The sequence below is a fragment of the Micromonospora sp. NPDC048170 genome (assembly GCF_040652795.1).
In the GTDB taxonomy this organism is placed as follows: Bacteria; Actinomycetota; Actinomycetes; order Mycobacteriales; family Micromonosporaceae; genus Micromonospora.
Genome location: NZ_JBEZMR010000023.1, coordinates 77,937 through 93,827 on the forward strand (window position 1 = coordinate 77,937; position 15,891 = coordinate 93,827).

19 protein-coding genes are annotated in these 15,891 nt (G+C 72.3%); 6 read left to right on the forward strand and 13 right to left on the reverse strand.

The genetic code is table 11. From position 1 onward, the window contains the following. Nucleotides 1-69: 69 nt before the first annotated feature. From AB0D32_RS24165 to AB0D32_RS24175, 3 genes are read right to left on the reverse strand one after another with little or no spacing between them, the layout of a single operon-like run. Entirely contained in the window at nt 70-1,020 is a 951-nt protein-coding gene (locus AB0D32_RS24165; protein ID WP_357094407.1) for a M56 family metallopeptidase, read from the reverse strand. Further along, nucleotides 1,017-1,409 carry a BlaI/MecI/CopY family transcriptional regulator gene (locus AB0D32_RS24170; protein WP_357094410.1) on the reverse strand — a complete coding sequence of 131 codons (393 nt, stop codon included), beginning with the start codon at nt 1,407-1,409 and terminating at the stop codon, nt 1,017-1,019. Before AB0D32_RS24170 ends, AB0D32_RS24165 begins: the two co-directional genes overlap by 4 nt. After that, on the reverse strand, nt 1,406-1,870 hold the full coding sequence (locus AB0D32_RS24175; RefSeq protein ID WP_357094414.1) for a hypothetical protein: 465 nt from the start codon (nt 1,868-1,870) through the stop codon (nt 1,406-1,408). Before AB0D32_RS24175 ends, AB0D32_RS24170 begins: the two co-directional genes overlap by 4 nt. Before the next feature lie 88 nt (nt 1,871-1,958). On the opposite strand from AB0D32_RS24175, the gene AB0D32_RS24180 reads away from it, so the two are divergent. Together AB0D32_RS24180 and AB0D32_RS24185 are read left to right on the forward strand one after the other, a co-directional pair. Next, complete coding sequence (locus AB0D32_RS24180) at nt 1,959-2,720, forward strand: thioredoxin domain-containing protein (protein WP_357094418.1); 762 nt, start codon at nt 1,959-1,961, stop codon at nt 2,718-2,720. After that, complete coding sequence (locus AB0D32_RS24185) at nt 2,717-3,595, forward strand: cytochrome c biogenesis CcdA family protein (protein WP_357094421.1); 879 nt, start codon at nt 2,717-2,719, stop codon at nt 3,593-3,595. The genes AB0D32_RS24180 and AB0D32_RS24185 overlap by 4 nt, the downstream gene beginning before the upstream one ends. A gap of 53 nt (nt 3,596-3,648) precedes the next feature. Here the strand turns inward: AB0D32_RS24185 and AB0D32_RS24190 are convergent, their stop codons facing one another. From AB0D32_RS24190 to AB0D32_RS24220, 7 genes are all read right to left on the reverse strand, one after another. Continuing rightward, a complete protein-coding gene (locus AB0D32_RS24190; RefSeq protein WP_357094424.1) occupies nt 3,649-4,551 on the reverse strand; it encodes a sulfite exporter TauE/SafE family protein in 903 nt (300 codons plus the stop codon). Next, a complete protein-coding gene (locus tag AB0D32_RS24195) occupies nt 4,548-5,150 on the reverse strand; it encodes a rhodanese-like domain-containing protein (RefSeq protein WP_357094427.1) in 603 nt (200 codons plus the stop codon). The genes AB0D32_RS24190 and AB0D32_RS24195 overlap by 4 nt, the downstream gene beginning before the upstream one ends. A gap of 112 nt (nt 5,151-5,262) precedes the next feature. Further along, nucleotides 5,263-6,663: an MBL fold metallo-hydrolase gene (locus tag AB0D32_RS24200; protein WP_357094430.1), complete on the reverse strand. Its 1,401-nt coding sequence runs from the start codon at nt 6,661-6,663 to the stop codon at nt 5,263-5,265. A 138-nt stretch (nt 6,664-6,801) separates the two neighbouring features. Next, nucleotides 6,802-7,071: a metal-sensitive transcriptional regulator gene (locus AB0D32_RS24205; RefSeq protein WP_357094433.1), complete on the reverse strand. Its 270-nt coding sequence runs from the start codon at nt 7,069-7,071 to the stop codon at nt 6,802-6,804. A 136-nt stretch (nt 7,072-7,207) separates the two neighbouring features. Then, complete coding sequence (locus AB0D32_RS24210) at nt 7,208-8,128, reverse strand: M56 family metallopeptidase (protein WP_357094436.1); 921 nt, start codon at nt 8,126-8,128, stop codon at nt 7,208-7,210. Next, on the reverse strand, nt 8,125-8,484 hold the full coding sequence (locus AB0D32_RS24215; RefSeq protein WP_357094439.1) for a BlaI/MecI/CopY family transcriptional regulator: 360 nt from the start codon (nt 8,482-8,484) through the stop codon (nt 8,125-8,127). The genes AB0D32_RS24210 and AB0D32_RS24215 overlap by 4 nt, the downstream gene beginning before the upstream one ends. A 111-nt stretch (nt 8,485-8,595) precedes the next feature. After that, nucleotides 8,596-9,522 carry a F510_1955 family glycosylhydrolase gene (locus AB0D32_RS24220; RefSeq protein ID WP_357094442.1) on the reverse strand — a complete coding sequence of 309 codons (927 nt, stop codon included), beginning with the start codon at nt 9,520-9,522 and terminating at the stop codon, nt 8,596-8,598. Between the two features lie 187 nt (nt 9,523-9,709). On the opposite strand from AB0D32_RS24220, the gene AB0D32_RS24225 reads away from it, so the two are divergent. Together AB0D32_RS24225 and AB0D32_RS24230 are read left to right on the forward strand one after the other, a co-directional pair. After that, nucleotides 9,710-10,306 carry a sigma-70 family RNA polymerase sigma factor gene (locus AB0D32_RS24225; RefSeq protein ID WP_357094445.1) on the forward strand — a complete coding sequence of 199 codons (597 nt, stop codon included), beginning with the start codon at nt 9,710-9,712 and terminating at the stop codon, nt 10,304-10,306. Continuing rightward, a complete protein-coding gene (locus AB0D32_RS24230) occupies nt 10,303-11,139 on the forward strand; it encodes a hypothetical protein (RefSeq protein WP_357094448.1) in 837 nt (278 codons plus the stop codon). The genes AB0D32_RS24225 and AB0D32_RS24230 overlap by 4 nt, the downstream gene beginning before the upstream one ends. Nucleotides 11,140-11,299: 160 nt before the next feature. Here the strand turns inward: AB0D32_RS24230 and AB0D32_RS24235 are convergent, their stop codons facing one another. Beyond that, a complete protein-coding gene (locus tag AB0D32_RS24235; protein WP_357094504.1) occupies nt 11,300-11,572 on the reverse strand; it encodes a GlsB/YeaQ/YmgE family stress response membrane protein in 273 nt (90 codons plus the stop codon). A gap of 247 nt (nt 11,573-11,819) precedes the next feature. Between AB0D32_RS24235 and AB0D32_RS24240 the strand changes: the two genes are divergently transcribed. Next, complete coding sequence (locus AB0D32_RS24240; RefSeq protein ID WP_357094507.1) at nt 11,820-12,200, forward strand: YccF domain-containing protein; 381 nt, start codon at nt 11,820-11,822, stop codon at nt 12,198-12,200. Between the two features lie 218 nt (nt 12,201-12,418). On the opposite strand, the gene AB0D32_RS24245 is transcribed toward AB0D32_RS24240, so the two are convergent. After that, nucleotides 12,419-14,287: an ABC transporter ATP-binding protein gene (locus tag AB0D32_RS24245; RefSeq protein WP_357094450.1), complete on the reverse strand. Its 1,869-nt coding sequence runs from the start codon at nt 14,285-14,287 to the stop codon at nt 12,419-12,421. A 195-nt stretch (nt 14,288-14,482) separates the two neighbouring features. Between AB0D32_RS24245 and AB0D32_RS24250 the strand changes: the two genes are divergently transcribed. Further along, nucleotides 14,483-14,980: a pyridoxamine 5'-phosphate oxidase family protein gene (locus AB0D32_RS24250; protein WP_357094453.1), complete on the forward strand. Its 498-nt coding sequence runs from the start codon at nt 14,483-14,485 to the stop codon at nt 14,978-14,980. Here the strand turns inward: AB0D32_RS24250 and AB0D32_RS24255 are convergent. Next, nucleotides 14,952-15,722, reverse strand: coding sequence for a DUF2306 domain-containing protein (locus tag AB0D32_RS24255; RefSeq protein ID WP_357094456.1), 771 nt, complete (start codon nt 15,720-15,722; stop codon nt 14,952-14,954). The two genes, AB0D32_RS24250 and AB0D32_RS24255, sit on opposite strands and share 29 nt — an antisense overlap. Between the last annotated feature and the right edge of the window lie 169 nt (nt 15,723-15,891).

The following is a 15,891-nucleotide window of genomic DNA, read 5'->3' on the forward strand; positions in this document are numbered from 1 at the left end:
TTCGTCGGTGGCTGTCGTTTCCCGGGCCATCATCCACGGCCCCGGCGAGTGGGCGGGGGTGATTCGGGCTCAGTTGCCGGCGGGGGCGGCCGGGTGTGAACAGGTCGTCCTGTGCATGGTGACCCCGGCGGCGGTTGCCGTGGTGGCCAGGGGGAACGCCAGAAGCAGGATGATCGTGGCGGTGCCGAACAGGTGTCGTGCCGGCGACCTGGGTGGGGTGGGGGCGAGGAGGCGGCGCACCCGGTCGACGGAGGTCGCGCCGGCGCCGAGGGCGTGACCGGGGGTGGTGCCGGCGAGCCGGACGATGGCGGCAGCCACGGTGTGCCGGCCGTGGCGGGCACCCGCCCGGTCGTCGGCGAGGTGCTCGACGAGGCGCCGGATCTCGTCCTCGGCGGCGCGGGCCAGGGGGAGTCCGGGCAGAGCCCGGTGGAAGGCCGCCGCCACGGCCACGAGCAGGTGGTGGCGACCGCGCAGGTGGGCGCGCTCATGCCGCAGCACGGCGTCGAGCTGCTGCGGGGTGAGCGCGTCGACCGCACCGCGGGTGACGACGACGTGCCCCGGCCTGCCGGGTAGGCAGTAGACCATCGGCGTGGCGTGCTCGACCAGGGTGCACCCGTCGGTGGGCCCCGCCTGGGCCACCGGGGCCAGGGCCGCCAGGTGCTGCCGGCGCCACCGCCGGGCCGCGCGGACGGTGGCGACCGCGCTGATCGCGAGGCGGCCGGCGAGCGCGGCGGTGGCGGCGAGAGCGAGCACGGCGAGGGTCTCGTTGGGAGCGCCGAGCCGGGCCAGCGCGCGGGCGCAGGCGTCGACGATGCCGTCGAACCCGGCGGCGAGCGCGGTGGGCGGCACGGCGGCGAGCAGCCCGGCGCCCAGGACGGCTCCGGTCGCCGACACCAGTGCGCCGAGCCAGAGGCCGATCGCGATGCGGGGGACGGCCCGACTCCACGACCTGGCGGTGACGGCGCGGGGCACCGTGACGGCGACGACGGTCGCCCAGGCGAGCAGGAGAAGGCTCGTCACGCCGGCTCCTGCCGGTCGTGCAGGATGGCGCGCAGCAGGGCGGCCTCGTCGGGACTCATGGCGTCCACGAACCGGGCGAGCGCGGCGTGCTGGTCGGCGGCGGAGGAGAGCGCGTCGGCCATCACCTGGCTGACGTGTTCCTCCCGGCCGATCCGGGGCCGGTACCGGTAGGCGCGGCCGGCCAGGTCGCGCTCCGCCCAGCCCTTGCGGTGCAGGTTGTCCAGGACGGTCATCACCGTCGTGTAGGCCAGGCCCCTGCCGGCGAGGGAGTCGACCATCTGCCGGACGGTCAGGGGCTCGTCGGCCGCCCAGAGCCGGTTCATCACCTCGGACTCCAGGGGGCCGAGGGAGCGTTCCGCGTTGCGGTCACGGCGGCCGGGCCCGATCACCGGTCGACTCCACCGCCCACGGCGGCGGGCACCGGGCACTGCCGTTCGCCGAGCACCCGTCGGCGCAGTGCCCAGCCGAGCAGGACGATCGAGGCGACGGCGAGCAGCGGCTGGGCCGGCGCGAACCAGGTCATCGCGCCGCTCGTTCCGAGGGCGAGCAGCACCAGCTTGTTGCAGACCGGGCAGCCCACCGCCAGCAACGACAGCACGCCGCCGACCGTGCCCACCCGCCCCTCCGCCCGGGGGGAACGCGGCGCGTCTCCGGGCCGGACGTAGGTGGCCAGCAGCAGACCCGACAGCACGGCGGTGGCTATCAGGACCGGCCAGGCCCACCAGGTCGCCGGAACGCTGCGGCCGAACAGCGGGGTGTCGATCAGGTCGGTCGGTACGGCGATCACCACCGCCGTGGCGGTGCCGCCGACCGCTGCGGCGAGCAGCCGGCGCGGGATCCAGGTCCGCATGGCGGCCCTCCTCAGCTTCGTACGAAGAATGATAGTACTAGTCTCACTAGTACTAAGCGCAATAGTAGATGTGTCTCGGGGAGCTGTCGTGAAGCCGTCCACCCGTTCCACCCCGCCTCGGCCCGGAAGCCGCGCGGGCGGGCCGCACGCGCTCCGGCGTACTGCCGGTTGGCTCGGTCCGGTGCTGGTCATCGCCGTGGTCGCGGTGCTGATCGTGCTCGGCCGGCCGCCGTCCGACCAGGGGTCCACCGCGCCCGGCGGGCAGGCGGCGGGCGCCGGAGAGGAGCGGGAGAACCCGTTCGCAGGGCTGGCCCGGCGAACGCCGGGGGACCCGGTGGCGCTGGGTGAACCGGACGCGCCCGTGGTGATCATCGAGTACTCCGACTTCCAGTGCCCGTTCTGCAGGCGGCACGCCCGGCAGGTCGAGCCCCGGCTGATCCGCGAGTACGTCGACAAGGGACTGGTCCGCATCGAGTGGCGGGACCTGCCGTACCTCGGGCCGGAGTCCCGCGCCGCCGCGGCCGCCGCCCGCGCGGCCGGTGCGCAGGGCAGGTTCTGGGAGTTCCACGGCGCGCTGTACGCCGAGGAACGGCGGGTCAACAGTGGTGCCCTGGACGACGAGACGCTGCGCGCCGCCGCCCGCGAGTTGGGACTGGACCTGGGGCGCTTCGACGCCGACCGCGCGTCAGCGGTCACCACGGCCGCGATCGACCGGGACGGGCAGGAGGCCACGTCGATGGGGATCACGGGCACGCCGGCGTTCATCGTCGGCGGCACACCGATCATCGGCGCCCAGCCGTTCGAGGCGTTCAAGCAGACCATCGACAGGGAACTGGAGTTGGCGCGGTGAGCGACGTCGGCTACCTGGCGGCCCTGCTCGGCGGCGTACTCGCCCTGTTGAGCCCGTGCAGCGCGATGCTGTTGCCGGCGTTCTTCGCGTACGCCTTCGGCAGCCGGCGCCGGCTGGTGGCCCGCACCGGCGTGTTCTATCTGGGGCTCGCCGCGCTCCTGGTGCCCCTCGGCATCGGGTCCTCCGCCGTCGCGGGCGTGTTCTTCCGCCACCGCGACACGCTCGTCCTCGTCGCCGGCCTGGCGATCATCGGACTGGGCGTCGCGCAGTTGGTGGGGCGCGGGTTCGCGTTCGGGCCGGCGCAGCGCTGGCTGGGCCGGCTGACCGGTGACTCCCCTGCCTCGGTGTTCGCCCTCGGGGCCGTCTACGGGGTCGCCGGTTTCTGCTCCGGGCCCATCCTCGGCGCGATCCTCACCGTCGCCGCCACCTCCGACCGGCCGGCCTCCGGCGGGGCGTTGCTCGCCGTCTACGCCCTCGGCATGACGGCGCCGCTGTTGCTGCTCGCCCTGGTGTGGGACAGGTGGCGCATCGGACAGCGGCGCTGGCTGCGCGGCCGGCTCCTGGCCGTCGGCAGGTTCCGGGTGCACAGCACCTGCCTGATCTCCGGACTGCTGTTCATCGCGCTCGGCGTGTTCTTCCTGGCCTTCGACGGCACCGCCGGGCTGTCCGGAGGCCTGGGGTTGACCGACGTCGAGGGCGCGGCACAGGAGTGGGTGACCGGTACGCTCGGTTCGGTGCCGGACGAGGCGGTACTGCTGCTCGTCGCCGCCACCGCGCTCGCCGTCCTGGTCCGCCGGTGGCGGCGCGGCGTCCCGGACGAGACCGACCCGGATGAAACCGCCCCGGACGACGCCCCGGCCCGATCCCGAACGTGATGTGCCGGGAATCCGGATCGAGGATTCCCGGCACATCACGTTTCGCGTCGGTCTCAGCGGCGGCCGGTCGCCACCAGGTCATGGTCGGCCTGGCGGCCCCGCCGTCGGCCCCGCTGTCGGCTTCGCCAGGCGGTGAAGCCGACGACCGTCGCCAGGGCCAGGCCGAGGGCGACCCACAGCAGCGGACTGGTCCGCACCTGGTCGGGCATCTGCTGGGCGAGGACGAACACGCCCATGACCACCACGAACCAGCCGAAGACCTTGCGCAGCACGTCTTCGGGGACACGTCCGGCGAGGCGACCGCCGAGCAGGCTGCCGACGACGGCGGCTGCCGTCACCGCAGCGGCCAGACCCCAGTCGATGCTGACGCTGGACAGGTAGCCGGCGAGGCCGGCGAAGGACTTCATCGCGATGACGACCAGCGAGGTGCCCACCGCGACCGGCATCGGCAGGCCCCCGAGCAGCGCCAGTGCCGGCACCACCAGGAAACCGCCGCCGGCGCCGACCAGGCCGGTGACCAGGCCGACCACGACACCGTCGAGGACGACCCGCCGGACCGGAAGCTCGCGCGGCGCGGGCCGCCCCGCCGCGGGACGCCGGCCGCGGATCATGGCGATGGCGGTGGCCAGCATCATCAGGGCGAAGCCGGTGAGCAGCACCCCGGCCGGGACGAACTCGCCCAGGCGGCCTCCGACGTACGCGCCGGCCATGCCGGCCACGCCGAAGAGCAGTCCGGTGCGCCAACGGATGCGCCCGGCCCGCTTGTGCGGCAGCACACCGACCGCGCTGGTGACGCCGACGACGAGCAGCGAGGTGGCGATGGCCTCCTTCGCGGGCAGGTCGGCGACGTAGACCAGCAGCGGCACGGCGAGGATCGAGCCGCCTCCGCCGAGCAGGCCGAGGCTGATCCCGATCAGCACGGCCAGCCCGACGGTCAGCGCGAGGCTGCCGCTCACGCCCGCCGCCCGGTGCCCAGCCCCCCACGCAGCTGGCCGACGACGGTGTCCAGGTCGCAGCTGGCGCCCCGGTTGTAGGGGAGCTTGCCGAGCAGCATGCCCATCGCGCAGGTGTTGGTGACCGCGGCGAAGGTGAGGCCGGCGCCGATGAAGCCGGCGACCCACTTCAGCTGCGGCACGAACACCGAGCCGAGGACGCTGGCCAGGACGATGGAGCCGGCGACCAGACGGACCTGGCGCTCCAGGTCCCACCGGGGCTTGCCCTGGGCGATCGGGGCGTGGACGGCCTGCCAGGCCATGATGCCGCCGTTGAGGATCTTCAGGTTGGGCAGGCCGATCCCGGCGAGGGCCTGTTCGGCCTGGACGGCACGGGCCCCGGAGCGACAGATCAGTACGACGTCCTCGTCGAGGTGGCGGCGCAGTTCCTCGCGGTGCTCCTTGAGCAGGTCGAGCGGCACGTTGTAGGAGCCGGGGATGTGCGATGTCTCGAACTCGCCGGGCGTGCGTACGTCGAGCAGGCGCGGGGCGCGGCCGGAGCCGATCAGCTCTCGCAGGGTCGCGGCGTCGAGCGTCGAGGGGGTGGCCGGGGTCGTGGTCATGTCTCTCCTCAAAGGGTGTGTCGGTTCTGGTGCGGGGGTGGCCTCCGGCCCCGCCGGATGGGGTGCCGGACGGCACCCCACCCGGGACGTCAGCGCGGGGGCGGACGGGTCGTCAGGGGGTTGGGGCCATCCGGACGCCCGCCGGCTCGGCCCGGCCGAACATGTCGTCGATCAGGACGACGTTCCGGCCGGCGTTGGCCAGCAGGGACGCGGCGGCGGTGGCGCGGTAGCCGGAGCCGCAGTGCACCCACACCGTCCCGGCGGGCACGTCGCCGAGCCGCTCGGGCAGGTCGGGCAGTGGCACGTGCACCGCGCCGTCGATGTGGCCGGCCTTCCACTCGTTGGTCATCCGCACGTCGAGCACGACCTGCGGGGCGGGCAGGTGATCGGGGGTGTTCCCGGACTGCGCGGCCGCGAGGGCCGGGAAGTCGGCGGCGGCCAGCTCACGCAGCTCCGCCGGATCGGTGGCCCACTGCTCGGGCGTTCCGGTGGCCTGGGCGGCCGGGCGGTCGATGCCGATGCGTACCAGCTCCCGCTGGGCGGCGGCGACCTGCTCCGGCGTCTCCGCCAGGAGGGTGATCGGCACACCCCAGTCGATCAGCCACCCGAGCCAGGTCGACATGGGGCCGTCGAGGCCGAGGCTGACGGTGCCGGCGAGGTGCGAGGCCGCGTACGCCTTGCGGTGGCGCAGGTCGACCACCCATTCCCCGGCGGCGATCCGCTCCCGCAACTGCCCGGCCTCGGCGCGCCGTACGGGGCTGAGGTCGACCGGGACGGGCCCGGCGGCGTTGGCCACACCCATGTGGGCGTAGTACGCGGGGTAGGCGTCCAGCCCGGCCAGGGTTTCGGTGACGAACTGGTCGGCGGCCAGCCGCAGCGCCGGGTTGGCCTCCTTCTCCCGCCCGATCGTGGACTCCGGGGCGTCGGCCTGGCTGGCCGAGCAGAAGCTGCCGAAGCCGTGGGTCGGCCACACCTCCGCGCCGTCGGGCAGCAGGTCGGCCAGCTTCCGTGCCGAGTCGTGCTGGTGGTGGGCGAGGGTGTGGGCGTGCTGCTGGCCGAGCAGGTCGGTTCGGCCGGTCGTGCCGAACAGCAGCGACCCGCCGGTGAACACTCCCGCCGGGGACCAACCACCGTCGCCCGCCTCGTCCAGCACGTACGACAGGTGGTGGAACGTGTGGCCCGGCGTGCCCACGACCCGCAGCCGCAGCGAGTCCGACACCGGCACCAGGTCGCCGTCGGCGACCGCCACCCGGTCGAACCCCACCTCGTCGGCCGCCGCGACCAGGTACTTCGCGCCGGTGATCCGGGCCAGTTCCAGACCACCGGAGACGTAGTCGTTGTGGATGTGCGTCTCCACCACATGGGTGATCCGGACACCCTTCTCACCCGCGAGATACACGATCCGGTCGATGTCCCGCTGCGGGTCCACCACCACCGCCACCCGGCCGTCCGTCGCCAGGTAGCTGCGGTCGCCCAGGGACGAGGTCGCGATGACCGACACCTGCACCGCCATCCGTCTGCTCCTTTCGTCTTCCTATATACCCCCGGGGGTATGTAGGAAACAGTCGTCACCCTTGGTCGAACTCGGACGCGTCCTTGCCCGCCCCGGCCGCGAACGGGCCGCCGGGGCGCCAGCGTCAGCCCTGGCGGATCACGCCAGAGCCAGGAACAGCTTCTCCAGTTCCTCTTCGGTCATCTCCGGCTGCTCGCCCCGATCGCGGGCTGTCGAGCAGTGCCGCATGCCGGAGGCGATGATCTTGAAGCCTGCCCGGTCGATCGCCTTCGACACCGCGGCGAGCTGGGTCAACGCCTCGCGGCAGTCCTGGCCGTTCTCCATCATCTCGATGACCGCGTTGAGCTGCCCTCGGGCTCGCTTCAGGCGGGTCAGCGCCTCGCCGGTCATCTCGGGCCGCAACTTCATCTCGTCCACCTCCGCTTCCCACCGTAACACGTACCCCCGGGGGTATACGCCGGTCGGCGTGCGGCCGGCCGATGACGGTCACAACATACCCCCGGGGGTATGCATTCCCGGCGACGGTATGCGGGCCGCGCGAGGCTCAGACGCAGCAGATGAGGGCGCCGACGGCACTGACCAGTCCCGGCGCGAACACCGCAGCCAGCGGAAGGGCGACCCGGGCCGGAGCGCGGTGGCCCGGTGCCCCGGCCTGTAGGCGGTGCAGCCGTGTCAGCACGTCCGCTCCGGCCATCGGCAGGGCGTGCGCGGGGTGCGGAGCACCGTCGAGGGCGATCAGCGCCGCGCGAACCGCGGGTGCGCCGCAGGCGCGCACGGCGGCAGCGTCGGCAGACAACTCGACCAGGAGTCGGATGGCGCGCGGGGCGCGGCGGGTCAGCGGCACCCACGGCGCGGCCGCGGCCAGGACCTCGGCGAAGCCGACGATCAGGTGGTGCCGGCCACGCAGGTGGGCCTGCTCGTGACACAGCACTGCCGCGCGTTGAGCCGGGGGCAGCCGCAGGACGCCGGCGCTGACGACGAGCAGCCCCCGGCGGCCGCCGACGCTGTAGGCCAGTGGCGCGTGGTGCGGCACCCGCAGCACCGGCTGGTGCTCCGGGGTGAGGGTTTCGCCAACCAGGGTCACCAGGTCCTGATGCGCTTGCCGGGACTTGCGCTGGGAACGCCAATGCCGGACGGCGACGACCACACATCGCGCGACCAGCACGGCGACCGCCACCACGCCGGTGATGCCGAGAACCTCGTCCTGCGCCGGCAGCCGGCCGTGGCGCATCGCGAGCCAGCAGTGGCGCGCGAGATGTTCCGCCCAGTTCCCGATGCGGTCGGCGGGCGCGAGCAGCAGCACCAGCCCGGCGACGAAGGTCAGCAGCACCGCGGCCAGGCTGCCCCACCAGGCGAGCAGCACGGCGACCGGATCACGGACCCGGCCGACGGCGCGTTCCAGCAGGGCCGGCGCCAACCAGGCCACGGCGAGCGCACCGACGATGAGGGGGAAGGCCGGGCTCACCGACGATCCGACCGCTCGTCGAGCACCTGCCGCAGCACGGCCAGTTCCCGGTCGGAGGCCGATCGGGCGAAGTGCAGCAGCACCACGTCGGGCTGGAGGCTGGTCTCCAGCATGCGCCGCAGGGTCCGGGCGACGAGTTCCTCCCGGCTGCCGGCGGGCCGGTAGTGGTAGGCCTTGCCGTTCTTGTCACGCAGCACCCACTGCTTGCGGTGCAGGTTGTCCAGCACGGTCATGACGGTGGTGTAGGCCAGGGGGCGTCCTGCCAGCTTGCTCAGCACCTCGCGTACCCGCAGGGGCTCGTCCGCCTGCCACAGCACGTCCATGACGGCGGCCTCCAACTCACCCAGGCCGTTCACCGCGGACCACCTCGACCACCTGCCGGTCGGTGCCGTTCGCTGACACACCGCCTCCACATCCACGTCACCCTACGCTGACGTCGGAGCCCGGCGATCCTCGTGCGCCCAGCCTCAAGCTTCTTCCGGGCTCCTGCCCCAGTTGGTGATGATGTCCGGCCAATTGGGGTTTTTTGCTCGGCTGCTCTTCGTGTGGATGGTCGTCTGCATGGGCTGCCAGCTGACCCCGGCGTCGCCGCTGCGCAGTACCCGGCCGTCACGGGTGGCGAGGAAGATCAGATCGCCGTGGGTGGTGAAGGCCGCCGGGGTGTCCGGAGCCCTCCCTCCGGTCGCCGACCAGGCAGCTCCGCCGTCCACCGACAGCAGGATCAGGCCGTCGGCGGCGATCCCGTGCAGCCGGATCCGGTCAGCCCACTCCAACAGCAGGAGCGGTGGCCCGGCTGCTCCGGTCCAGGTCCTGCCGCCGTCGACGGAGCGTCGCAGACCCTGCTCGGTGGTCGCGAGCAGGGTCTCGGGGCGCCCCGGCTCGACCGCCAGGTCCAGCGCCGCGATCCTGGAACGCGCCTGCCAGGTGCGGAGGTCGCTGGTGGCCAGCAGGGAGCTGGTCGTGGAGTCCAGGCCGTAGGTGACGCCGGCGACGCTGCGTAGGGAATGGAAGTCGGCCTGGCCGGACAGGGAGAGCGGTCGCCAGGTGAGTCCCGCGTCGGTGCTCTCGATCAGGCCCAGGTTCGCGGGACCGGCCTTCCCGGCTGCCGGGTGCCCCGAGGCGAGGAAGTGGTTCCGCCCGATCACGGTGAAGCCCATGGTGTCCTGCCGCCCCTCCCCGACATGGACGGCCTCGGTGTCGGACACGCGAACGACGCCATCGTGGGTTGCCACGTAGAGCTGCTCGTCCGCGGGGTTGACGGCCATGGCGTGCACGTGGCTCAGGCGACCTGCCGACGAGGCATCAGAAGTGGACGACTTCCCGCGCCCGCTGACGCCTGCGATGACGGCGGTCGTGAGCAGGACCGAGGCCACCGCTACGCCTGTCCAGATCATCCGATTCGATCGATTGGCAGGCACCCGGCCTCCTAGCGCGTGAACTCCCGGTCCGGACACTGGCCCCGATGATACGCAAACCTACTATGGATGATTAGTAGACCCTGGCTCCCTCGCCTGCTCCGGTTCGTCGACGTGCCCTGCGACCCGGTGAAACAGTAGGGACCCTGCCGGACAGGTAGAGGGTGTGAGGAAACTGCAGCCGGATCGGGAGGGGCGCTTTCGAGCGCTGTACGCCGATGCCTACGTCGACGTGTTGCGCTTCGCCCAGCGCCGCGTGCACCCCAGCCACGCCGAGGATGTCGTCGCCGATGCCTTCCTGGTGGCCTGGCGTCGCGCGGAGGAGGTGCCGAACAGACCCGACGACGCGCGGGCCTGGTTGTTCGGCATCGCCCGCCACTGCCTGCTCAACACCCAGCGCGGTCTCGGACGGCAGGACGCCCTGGCGGTCCGGATCGCCGAGACGGCACCGGTCACCCCGGCCGGCGGACCCGAGGCCGACGCGGTCGTGCAGCGCCTGGACCTGGCCGCCGCCTGGAAACGCCTGAGCGCAGGTGAGCAGGAGACGCTGTCACTGAGCGTCTTCGAGGATCTCACCTCGCCCCAGGCCGCCCGGGTGCTGGGCATCAGCGCCGCCTCCTACCGGTTGCGGCTGCTGCGCGCCCGCCGCGCCCTGCGCCGTCAACTCGATCTCGTCCAGCGACCGGGCTCCTCACCTGCTCGGGCATCCCACACCTCAGCAGCGTCACCGTCGACTCCCCAGCAGATGGAGACCCACCCATGAACGTGCACACTCCGGACTCCGCGAACTCCCGCCTCGATGCGGCCCTGCGATCCCTCGACGCCGCCAGCACCCCGACCGCCGAGCAGCATCAGCGTGCCGCGGCCACGCTGGAACGGATCGTGGCGACCGCACCTGCCGCGGACACCAACCCCGGCGCGGCAGCGCCGGTGCGACGTACCCGGCGCCGTCTGCTGCTCGTCCCCGTGGCCGCGGCCGCGCTGACGGCTGCCGCCATCGTCCTGCCCACCGGCAACGACGGCGGACGGGCGTACGCGTCCTGGACCCCCGTACCGACCGCGCTGACCGCCGCCGAGATCGACGCCGTGGCACCGGCCTGCCGCAAGCGGCTGCGCGGCGGATCCCTGGACCTGGAGCGGGCCCGGCTCGTGCTGGCCGAGCGTCGCGGTGAGCACGTCGCCCTGCTGTACCGCACCGACGACCCGGACATCTCGGGATCCTGCCTGGCGCGCAACCTCCAGGGTGACGACGACGTCGACGACGTGGACGTCGGGATCGGTGGCAGCACCGGACCCGCACTGCCGGCGCCTGCCCGGGGCTTCACCCAGGGGACCATCGCCGACTACCGCGACGCTTCGGTCACCGATGGCGCCGCTGGTGCCGACGTCGCCGGAGTGACCATCCACGCCGGCAACCTGACCGTCCAGGCGTCGGTGAGCAACGGCCGCTACGTCGCATGGTGGCCGGGCGCCGCCCTCGAACGGGACCGCGACCAGCCCAGCGGGGAGGACGGCGCTCGGCCGATCATCACCTACGACCTGACGCTGACCGACGGCACCGTCGTCCGCGACGCCCAGCCCACCCTTCCGTCATGACGGACCGCCACTCCACGACAGCCGACTACTGACCCGGAGGTCGGCCGGGCGCGAGGGGGCACGTACGACGGGCTCCTGCCGCAGGCGCTCCCGATGCGGGCCGACAGCACGCCGCCGGCCCAGCCCCACGGGGCTGGGCCGGCGGAAGGCCGTGTGCCGGTCAGCGGATGCGACGGCGGCCGTAGGCGCCAGCGGCGATCCCGACGCCGATCGCGGCGAAGATGACCTGGATGGCCAGTTCGATCCAGTCGATGCCGGCAGTGTCGTCGACACCGAGAGCACCCGCGACGAGCGTGCCGAGGATCGCGGCGACCACGCCGATGAGCAGGGTCAGCCAGATCGGAATGTTCTGCTTGCCCGGTACGACCAGCCGGCCCAGCGCGCCGATGATCAGACCGATGATGATCGCGGTGAAGAAGCCGGTGACTTCCACGAGAGCCATCCCTCCATAGGGTTGTCGTCCGATTCGATCATTGCCCTGCGTGACAGGCGCCGAAACCGCCGCCGGCTCACCTGCCCCCAACCTCTCAACGAGGACACCCGGGTGCCCGATGCCCGAGTGGGATTCGCGGCCCCCGGGCACCCGTGGGACCTCGCCGGCCCGCTGCCTCGTCGACCGCGCAGCAGACCGCTGTCGGCAGCTCCACCCGAGGTGGCGCCCGGTGGCCATGCTGGAAGGCATGATCCGCTTCGTGCTCAACGTGTTGTGGCTCGTCTTCGGCGGGGGCATCGTGCTCGCCGCAGGCTACGGCCTTGCCGCGCTGATCTGCTTCGTCCTGGTCGTCACCATCCCGTTCGGCGTCGCGTCGCTGCGGCTGGCCGTCTACTCCCTGTGGCCGTTCGGCCGCACCGTCGTGCCCAGGCCCGGCGCCGGGGTCGCCTCAGGGCTGGCCAACGTCCTGTGGGTCGTGCTCGCCGGCTGGTGGCTGGCCCTGTCCCACATCCTCGCCGGCATCGCGCTCTGCTTCACGATCATCGGCATCCCGTTCGGCATCGCCAACTTCAAACTCGTCCCCGCGGCGTTCTGGCCCCTCGGACGCGAGGTCGTCGACGCACCCTGAGGCGGCGCCTCAGCGCGGACGGCGGGCAACGATGCTGGACCGCCGCGCATACCCTCTCGGGCATGGGAGCTGTCAAGCCGTGGCACCTGGCCGTCCTGACGATCTGCTGCCTCCTGCCGATGGTGGCGGCGATCGTCGGCGGCATCCTCGCCGCCCGCCGGTCGCGCGACCGGCGCTGAGCGGCCGCGAACGTCCGGCGGGCGTCCACGACAGACACGTCAGGCCGGCACCGGCTGGTCGAACTGGGTGCGGTGCAACTCGGCGTACCGGCCGCCGCGGGCCAGCAGGTCGGCGTGCCGGCCGCGTTCCACGATCCGGCCGCGTTCCAGCACCAGGATCTGGTCGGCGGAACGGATCGTGGAGAGCCGGTGCGCGATGACCACGCTGGTCCGGCCGGTCAACGCCTCACCCAGCGCCGCCTGCACCGCCGCCTCGGACGTCGAGTCGAGGTGCGCGGTGGCCTCGTCGAGGATCACCACGCGCGGGCGCGAGAGCAGCAGCCGGGCGATGGTGAGGCGCTGACGTTCGCCGCCGGAGAGGCGGTAGCCCCGCTCGCCGACGACCGTCTCCAGGCCGTCCGGCAGCGAACGGATCATCTCGGCCAGCCGCGCCCGGCGCAGCACGTCCCACAGGTCGTCCTCGTCCGCGTCCGGGCGGGCGTACAGCAGGTTGGCGCGGATCGTGTCGTGCAGCAGGTGGCCGTCCTGGGTGACCACCCCCAGGGCGTCCCGGACCGAGTCGCCCGTCAGGTCGCGGACGTCGTGACCGGCGAGCCGGACGGCGCCCTGCTCCACGTCGTACAGGCGGGGCAGCAGTTGCGCGATGGTGGACTTGCCCGCACCCGACGAGCCGACCAGGGCGACCATCTGGCCCGGCTCGGCACGGAACGAGACCCCGTGCAGCACCTCCTCGCTGCCGCGGGAGTCGAGCTTCGCCACGTCCTCCAGCGAGGCCAGTGAGACCTTCTCCGCCGACGGGTAACCGAAGCGGACGTCGTCGAACTCGACCGCGACCGGCCCGTCGGGCAGCGGCCGGGCGTCCGGCTTGTCCTCGATCATCGGCTTGAGGTCCAGGATCTCGAAGACCCGCTCGAAGCTGACCAGGGCACTCATGATCTCTATCCGCGCGCTGGCGAGCGAGGTCAGCGGGGCGTACAGGCGGGACAGCAGCAGGGCGAGCGCGACGACCGCACCGGCGTCGAGCTGCCCGCGGATGGCGTACACGCCGCCCAGGCCGTACACCAGGGCCAGCGCGAGGGAACCGACCACCGTGAGGGCCGTGATGAAGACCGTCTGCAACATGGCCGTACGGACGCCGATGTCGCGCACGCGCCGCGCGCGGGCGGCGAACTCGGCGGACTCCTCCGCGGGGCGGCCGTAGAGCTTGACCAGGGTGGCACCGGGAGCGGAGAACTTCTCGGTCATCCGGGTGCTCATCGCCGCGTTGAGATCGGCCGCCTCCCGTTCGAGCCGGGCCAGCCTCCGGCCCATCCTCCGGGCGGGCAGCACGAAGACGGGCAGCAGCACCAGCGCCAGCAGGGTGATCTGCCAGGAGAAGGTCAGCATCACCGCGAGCGTGAGGAGCAGCGTCACGGCGTTGCCGACCACGCCGGAGAGCGTGTCGCTGAACGCCTGCTGCGCCCCGATCACGTCGTTGTTGAGCCGGGACACCAGAGCGCCGGTACGGGTCCGGGTGAAGAACGCGACCGGCATCCGCTGCACGTGGTCGAAGACGGCGGTCCGCAGGTCGACGATCAGGCCCTCGCCGATGCGGGCCGACTGGTATCGGGTGAGCAGCCCCAGCCCGGCCTCGGCGAGCGCGATCAGGGCGATCGCCACGGCCAGCCGCACCACGGTCGACGTGTCGGTGCCGGACACGATCGCGTCGACCACCCGTCCGGCCAGCACCGGCGCGGCCACGGTCAGCACCGCCGCCACGACGCTGCACCCCAGGAACCACGCGAGCAGGCGCCGGTGCGGGCGTGCGAAGCGGCCGATCCGCTTGAGGGTCGCCCGGGAGAAGGGCCGCTGGTCACGCTGATGCATCGCGTGGTGCAGGGACATCCACGCGGTGACTTCCATGCTCATACGCTGAAACTAGAACCTGGAGTAAGGTTCAGGTCAAGGAAGCAAGGTCCGTTGTGGACGCGACAAACGCGCGACGGATCGACGGGCCGCCCCTCCGACACTCCGCGACTGCGGGTCCACCGCTCGCAGGCACCGTCACCCTGAGATACTCTCCGTGCTGTTTCCATCACGCTGTCGTCGTTCGAAGGGGAACCCATGGTGGATCGTGAGCCGGTCGCGGAACCGTCCTTTGCCAGCGAAGGCTCCAAGCCGATGCCCTGGTCCCAGGCGCGTGAGCGGCTGGCGGAGGCAGGAGAATTCTTCCTGTCGACCGTCCGGCCGGACGGCCGGCCGCACGCCGTGCCGTTGCTGGCCATGTGGCTCGACGACGCCATGTACTTCTGCTCCAGCGAGACCGCCCACAAGGTCGACAACCTGGCCGCCAACCCGCACTGCGTCCTCACCGTCGGCGGGCCCGAGCTCGACCTCTCGATCGAGGGCACGGCATCCCGGGTCGCCGACGCGGCGAAGCTGAAGCGGGTCGCCGAGGGCTACGGGGCGAAGTACGGCTGGGAGGTGACCCCGGTCGACGGTGGGATCGACGGCGACGGGATCGGCCCGTCGCCGTACATCGTCTACGAGGTGACCCCCGCCAAGGTGATCGGCATGGACAAGGGGTCCGGGTTCAGCGCCACCCGGTGGCGGTTCGACTGAGCGTGCCGGCCGGGTGCGTCAGCTGAGCGCCGAGGCGAGGCGGGCGGGCGGTACGACGCAGCCACCAGTGGGCGATGGCGACGTTCACCAGCGTGCTGAGCCACCCGCCCGCCTCGGCGGCGACGACCGGGTTGAAGGTGACCCCGGTCAGCGCGCTGACCAGGAAGATCACTCGCCCCCACAGGGTCTGCAGGGCGAAGGCGAAACTGTAGATCATCCACTTCCGGTGCTCGGCGTAGCGGCGCTGGCGGGCCGTACGGAATCCGAGCGCGGTCGTGACGATCCACCCCAGGCACGCGAGGGCACTGCCGAGCAGCCCGTTCGGCATCGCGGCGAACGGGATGAGGACGAGCGCGAGCAGCGCGGACGGGATGGCACCGGCGAACACGTACAGCCGCCCGCTGATCCGGTGCACCTTCGGATACCTCAGGCGCAGCCACGGCCAGACCTGGAGGCACAACGTCACCAGCGCGATCGTGCCGAAGAGGATGTGCACCACCAGGACGGCGTAGTGCGACGGGAATCCCTCGTTCAGCGGTATTCGCGAGCGGCTCGGGTCGAGACCCAGGTAGGGCGGCAGGACGAACAGTAGGAAGGCCCCGTTGAGGGCGACCAGTGGCACGATCCACGGTCGCCTCCACCACGGCCCGGACGATCCGCCGGCGCCCACCCGCCTCGCTGGCGGTCGGGACTGTTCGGCCTGCCCAGCCGGGCCGCCGGCCTCCTCCACGTACTGGGTCACGGTCGATTCCTCCCAGGTCCGGACCGCGCTCTCCACGCCGGTCTGCCTCGACCCCCATGTGCCGTTTTCACCGTAGAGTCCGACAACCCGCCATATTTCTTTTACCGTGCTCGCCTCACTATTGGTCCGCTCCGTATGGCGACGCACGGAGTGGCGTGATCGACCGGGT